This window comes from Streptomyces laculatispora, assembly GCF_017353455.1.
GTDB lineage: Bacteria > Actinomycetota > Actinomycetes > Streptomycetales > Streptomycetaceae > Streptomyces > Streptomyces laculatispora.
Genome location: NZ_JAFMPZ010000027.1, coordinates 1 through 5,612, shown reverse-complemented (window position 1 = coordinate 5,612; position 5,612 = coordinate 1). Strand labels below are relative to the sequence as shown.

The 5,612-nt window shown below is 72.7% G+C and carries 5 protein-coding genes; all 5 read right to left on the bottom strand.

Features of this window, described 5'->3' with window-relative positions:
- Positions 1 to 1,243, bottom strand: a 1,243-nt coding sequence (locus J1C73_RS35835; RefSeq protein ID WP_372446633.1) for a GDSL-type esterase/lipase family protein, incomplete at its 3' end; no start/stop codon positions are given.
- Positions 1,231 to 2,310 carry a DUF1565 domain-containing protein gene (locus J1C73_RS01085; protein ID WP_207314648.1) on the bottom strand — a complete coding sequence of 360 codons (1,080 nt, stop codon included), beginning with the start codon at positions 2,308 to 2,310 and terminating at the stop codon, positions 1,231 to 1,233. The genes J1C73_RS35835 and J1C73_RS01085, both read right to left, overlap by 13 nt.
- The gene (locus J1C73_RS01080) at positions 2,307 to 2,909 is read right to left on the bottom strand and encodes a hypothetical protein (RefSeq protein ID WP_207314647.1); all 603 of its coding nucleotides are present in this window, start codon (positions 2,907 to 2,909) and stop codon (positions 2,307 to 2,309) included. The genes J1C73_RS01085 and J1C73_RS01080 overlap by 4 nt, the downstream gene beginning before the upstream one ends.
- Positions 2,910 to 2,911: 2 nt before the next feature.
- On the bottom strand, positions 2,912 to 4,891 hold the full coding sequence (locus J1C73_RS01075; protein WP_207314646.1) for a DUF4962 domain-containing protein: 1,980 nt from the start codon (positions 4,889 to 4,891) through the stop codon (positions 2,912 to 2,914).
- Positions 4,892 to 4,894: 3 nt separating this feature from the next.
- Positions 4,895 to 5,612: heparinase II/III domain-containing protein (locus J1C73_RS01070; protein WP_207314645.1), on the bottom strand; the 718-nt coding region annotated here is incomplete at its 5' end.

Here is a 5,612-nt window from a genome sequence, read left to right as displayed (position 1 = left end):
GCGGAGCAACGCCGCGGTGCGGACCGGCCGGGTCTTCGACGCCGTGGCCGACTTCGACGCGGCCCTGCGCGACCCGGACCACCCGGAGCGGCTGCGGCCCGCGTACGACAGCGGCGACGGGCTCCACCCCAACCCTTCCGGCCATGCGGCGCTCGCCGCTGTCGTACGCGGGCCGCAGCCGCTCCGGGTGGTCCGGGTCGCGCAGGGCCGCGTCGAAGTCGGCCACGGCGTCGAAGACCCGGCCGGTGCGCACCGCGGCGTTGATCCGCAGCCGCACCGTTTCCAGTTCGGGCGTCCAGCGGGTCCAGCCCTCGAACGGGGCGATGGTCGCGCCGACCGCCCGCAGCCCGGCGTCACGGGCGCGCAGCACCAGCTGGCGGTAGCCGGCCAGGACGAGCGCGGGGTCGGTCTGGCTCGGCGGCTGCTGGAGGTCGTTGACGCCGAGGTGGACCAGGACGGTCCGCAGCCCGGGCAGGGACAGCACGTCGCGGTCGAAGCGGGCCTGTCCGCCGGGACCGAACCGGGCGTCGTTCAGCAGCACCCGGTTGCCGCTGATCCCGAGATCGGCGACCGCCGCACCGGGAAGCCGCCGGGCCAGCTGGTCGGGCCAGCGCAGATCGGAGTCGTCGGGTGTGCCGACGCCCTCGGCGATGGAGTCGCCGAGCACCGCGATCACCGGCCCGTGCGCGCCCGTCACCTCGACGCCCGTTAGCAGGTACACCGAAGTGGTGCGCTCCCCATTGACGTCGTGTGAGGCATGGGTGTTGCGGTGGAAGGACAACGGCCCGGTGGGGCCTGGCAGTTCGGTCCGTACGGTCAGCAGGGACGCCTCGGCGGCCCGCGGGCCGGCGACCGCGTCACTGGTCAGCGTGGCGCCTGCGGCGAGCCACGCCTGCCGCTGCCCGCCGAATGTCACGGGCCTGCCGCCCGCGGTCACCGGGCCGATCAGCACGGGCGCCGTTCCGAAGGGGTGCCCGTAGCGCAGCCGGATCTGTCCGCCGGCCGACAGCCGGACGTTCGCGGTGAACGTGCCGTCGGTGAGCCCGGCGCTCGCCACCGGGTCGGTGTCGGTCGGCGCGGTCTGCGCGGTCGCCCAGGACGTCGTCCAGCGCGAGCGGTGCGCACCGCTGCCCGGTCCGTCGGTGGCCCGGGCGCCGGGCGCCGCCACCGCGACGGCTGCCAGCCCGGCCGCCGCCGTCAGTACCCCGCGTCTCGCGGGCCCCCGCCCGGTCACTGCGGGCACGCACCGGTCGGGGTGTACTCGCTGCCGTAGGTGCCCACCGCGTCGCCGCCGGTGTTCCCACTCATCGTGTTGGTGCAGACGGGGCCCTGCGGGGTGCGCATGAACTTGATGCCGCCGCCCGCGTTGCCCGTGATGGTGTTGCCGTAGACGCTGGTGGCGGTGCCGTCGGTGGCGGTGTCACCGCCGAGCCGGATGCCCGCGCCGACGTTGTCGTGAATGGTGTTGTAGCGGAAGATGTTGCCGCTGCCCCGCGCGTCGAGACCGCCCGAGCTGGAGTCCTGCTGGCCGCTGCAGTCGTTGTACTCGACGTAGTTGTTGGTCGAGTTCTCCTTCACGTCGACGCACTCGTTGCCCTGGGTGGCGATCGTGTTGTGGTGGATGCGGTTGTTGCGGCTGATGTCGGGGGCCGCGTCCGGGGCGCCGTTCGCGCCCTGCTGCTCGGGGGCCGTGCCGAGGTAGATGCCCTCACCGTTCTTGCCGCCGCCGCCGAACTTGAAGTCCGCGACGCCGCAGTTGGTGATGGTGTTGCCGGAGATGTCGGCGCCGGTCACCAGGTAGCGCACCCGCAGACATTCGTCCGCCGCGTTCTTCAGGGTCATATCGGTGATGTGCAGACCGCCCACACCGTTGCCGGGGGTCGTGCTCATGACATATATGAGCTTGAGGCGGTAACCGGACACATCGGCGGACGAACCGTGCAGCCCGTCCACGGTGAATCCGCTCAGCGTGGTCGAGTCGTGCTGCACCTGAATGATCCGGGCGTCACCGGCGCCCTTCACCACGGCGTTCGACGGGCCCGTGACGGTGACTCCGGCGCGCTTGGTCACGACATCCTGCTTGTACGTACCGGCGGCGAGGTTCACCACCGCGCCCGTCGGCGCCAGATCGACCGCCTTCTGGATCGTGGCGAACGGGGACCCCGCCGACGTGCCGGAGTTGGTGTCGCTGCCGGACGGCGACACGTAGTACGCGGTGGCGGCGGCAGCGGCCACCGACGGCGGGGGGAAGACGAGCGGGGCGCCGGCGGCGAGCGCGGCGACGAGGGTGGTGCGCAGTGCGTGGCTCATGGGGTGTGCCTCCTGGGATCAGCGAAGGACAGAGCGAGCAGTACGGGAATGCTCGGGCCGAGAAGCAGTGGCCCCAGCGGTACGACGAGAGAGAGCAGTACGGCGGAGACCACCGCACCGAGCAGGGCGGTGCCCCGGGCGGCCGAGCCGAAGCCGAGCGCCAGAGCGCCGCGGGTCCAGCTCCGGACGGTGGCTCCGGGCGCCCGGCCGGCCTCGGCGGCGAGCGCCACATGGTGGATGACCAGGGCGGCCGCGATGCCCGCCTGGGCGGCGAGCAGCACGAAGGTCCAGGGCTCCGAACGGCCGAGCAGATGAACGATGTTGGCGGTCAGGACGGCCGCGGCCGCCGTGGAGGCGAGCCCGTGCCGCCACAGGGAGCGCCAGTACCGGGGGAAGGACGCGAAGGTGTTGGTGAAGCAACCGCTGTCGCCCTCGGCCCGCCACCGCTGGAGACCGTGCGACATCGCGGCGAGCGCGGGCAGCCAGGTCACCACTCCGAGCGACAGCACGACGAACGCGGCCCCGGCGGCGGCCGGGTAGGCCACGAACTCCAGCCGCCGCAGCAGCGTCGGCCAGTTGGACGAGAGGGTTGCCTGCATGGTCAGCCGACCTTTCCTGTGTACGGTTGCGGCACATCGAGGAGCACCGTGCCGTCCCGTTCGAGCCGGGTGGCCGCCACCACGTACGGGGCGCCGCCCGAGGTGAGCAGTACGGCCGCGGCGTCGGCGCTGACGCCTTCGGTACGTATCCGGCGGGCGACGGGGGAGAGCAGCACGGTCTCCGTGCCGAAGGTCACCCCCTGGCCTTCCGCGCAGGGGACCCGTGCCGCGTCCGTCTGTGTGCCCGGCCCGATCGCCGTGAGGAACAGCCCCTGTGCGGAGCGGGCGGTCGTCGAACGCCACGTGTGCAGGGTGCGGGTGAGGCTCAGCTCCGGCGTGCTGGACGTCGGATTGGCCACCACCTCGGTGACCTCGCAGACGGCACGGCCGTCGGTGGGCGCGAACTGACGCACCCGCGCCGTGGCCGCCCCGGACCTGATCAGCCGGCTGCCGTCGGGCAGGGCCTCGGTGGGCCGGTCGGTCTGGAGCAGGAACGTCCACTCAACGGCCGCTTCCGCCTCGGCGAGGTCGAGCAGCACCAGCCGCCCCGACGGGGTGAACACCAGCGTCCGGTCCAGCCGCCGCACGCCGAGCGCGGGGTCGTACATCGCGGCGATCTCCGCCGTGGCGTGTGCCCATCCGCAGTCGGGGGAGACCAGCACATCGCGCTGCCGGGCCTGCCGCTCGAACGGGATGTCCCGGTACACGTGGTACCGGTCCTCGTCCGCGTACCCCTGCCCGTCCACCAGCAGCAGATTGTGGTGGGCGGCCCGCTTGCGGTTGCTGTAGCCCTCGTCCACCGCCAGGAACGCACCCTGCGAGACCAGCACGAAGGAACCCGAATCGGGGTGGTGGTGCCCCTGGTTCAGGGTCTCCCAGCCCTGTTCGGCCCGGTGCTTCGCGGCCGTCTCCCAGGCCCGGTGGCCACCGCCCGGGCTGGCCTTGAACGACACCAGGGTGGCGTCGTCGTCCCATCCGGTACGCGCGGCCAGCAGCCCCAGGTCCGGGAAGAACGCTCGGGTCTCGGTGGGCCGGGCGGCCGGCACCGACGGGTCGTACCAGAGGTATTCGAGGTAGGCCTCCGGCAGGATCCCCGGCCGCACCCCGCTCTCGGCCGCCTCCTTCCACAACAGCTCGCCCGATGCCAGATCACCCATCCACTGGGCCTCCGGGAGCGCGTACTGCGCGCCGAGGCGGTAGTAGAGACCGGCGCTGTGGCCGCTGCGCCGGTCGTGGCAGTCGCCGTGGTCGACGTTGAACGCGAAACCGGGCGCCGTCTGGTGCAGCCGGTAGCGGAAGGTGTGGGACATGAATCCGCCCCGGTCCCACCAGTCGATGCCCTCGGCCTCCTGGAGGAGGTCCAGGTGGATGGCGAGGAAGGGCACGCCGTAGCGCCAGTACACGACCCCCTCCGCGTGCGAGCCGTCCTGCGGCATCAGATCGAGGACGGTGCCGAGATTGTCCTTGGCGCGCTCGGTCCACTCCTCCTTGCCCAGCACGTACCCGGCCGTCGCCAGACCCGCGTAGCAGATCCAGTTGTGGTTCTGCCAGTACGACGAGGACCACCAGCGGCCCTCGCTCGCCACCGCGAACTCGTACATCCGCCGCCCCTGGAGCAGCAGCTTGTACCGCAGCAGCGCCCGTACCCCGTCCGGCAGGTCGTCGCCGATCCACTTGTACGCCAGGGCCAGATGGTGCAGCAGCCAGCCGGCGTCCAGGTCGTGGTCCGGCATATGGGCCTTGCCCCAGTGGGGCAGCCGCACCGCGGCCTCGATCCAGCGCCGGCTCTCCGCGAGATGGGCCGGATCGCCGCCGACCCGGTAGGCCAGCGCCGGGTTGGAGGCCGCGGGGCCCAGCCAGGTGATGCTGGCCAGGGGGTGCGTACGCGGCGGGGTCAGCCCGCGGTGACGGGTGGCCTCCTCGTACAGCCGCACCTCCTGTGCGGGGCGCGGTCCGGGCGGCGGGGTCGCCGAGAGCAACAAGGGTCAGTCCTCCGATCGGAACCGTGCGGTACTGCCGTCGGCCAGGCGGACCGCCAGCCCGTCGTCCTCCAGCCGGACGTCCGTGACGGCGGGCCCGGCCGACCCGGCCTGGTACACCGAGGCGAAGGTGACCCGGTCGGTGACGGCGGTGAAGTCGACCCGGGTCCGCACCCGCTGGGGGTCGTCGGCCGGGCCGGGACCCGGGGTGCTCACCGGGCGCACCGGGACCCCGGCACGGTGCGTGTGCCAGCCGTGCAGGGTCTCGTCGCCGTACCACGTGGTGCGCACCGGGCCCGTGGCCTGCAACTGGACGTCCAGGGCGGTGCCCGGACGCAGCTGCGCGGTGATCCGCCGGGCCTCCCCGGCGGTCACGGTCAGCAGGTCCACCAGGAAGCCTTCGCCCGCCACGATCCGCCGGACCGCGCGCACCCCCTCGTACGCCGTGGTCACCTCGGCGCTCACCGAGCGGCTGTCCGAACCGAGCAGCGCCCCGGTGCACTCGGCCTGCTCGGCGCCGTCCACCCGGAACGCCGGATGCGCCTTGGTCGACGCGTACAGATCACGGAACTCGGCGTGGGCGTAGGGCACCTGTCCGGGATCGGGCTGCCAGGCGGTCGTATCGCCGTAGAGATAGAGGGACAACTTGTCCCGATGGCCGTGCGAACCGCCGTGCGGACCGAAGTCCAGCACCGCGTGGATGCCCGCGACGCGCAGCACCGCG

Coding starts and splice junctions, on each gene's coding strand:
- J1C73_RS01085 (WP_207314648.1), bottom strand. CDS start 2,310: ATGAGCCACGCACTGCGCACCACCCTCGTCGCCGCGCTCGCCGCCGGC.
- J1C73_RS01080 (WP_207314647.1), bottom strand. CDS start 2,909: ATGCAGGCAACCCTCTCGTCCAACTGGCCGACGCTGCTGCGGCGGCTG.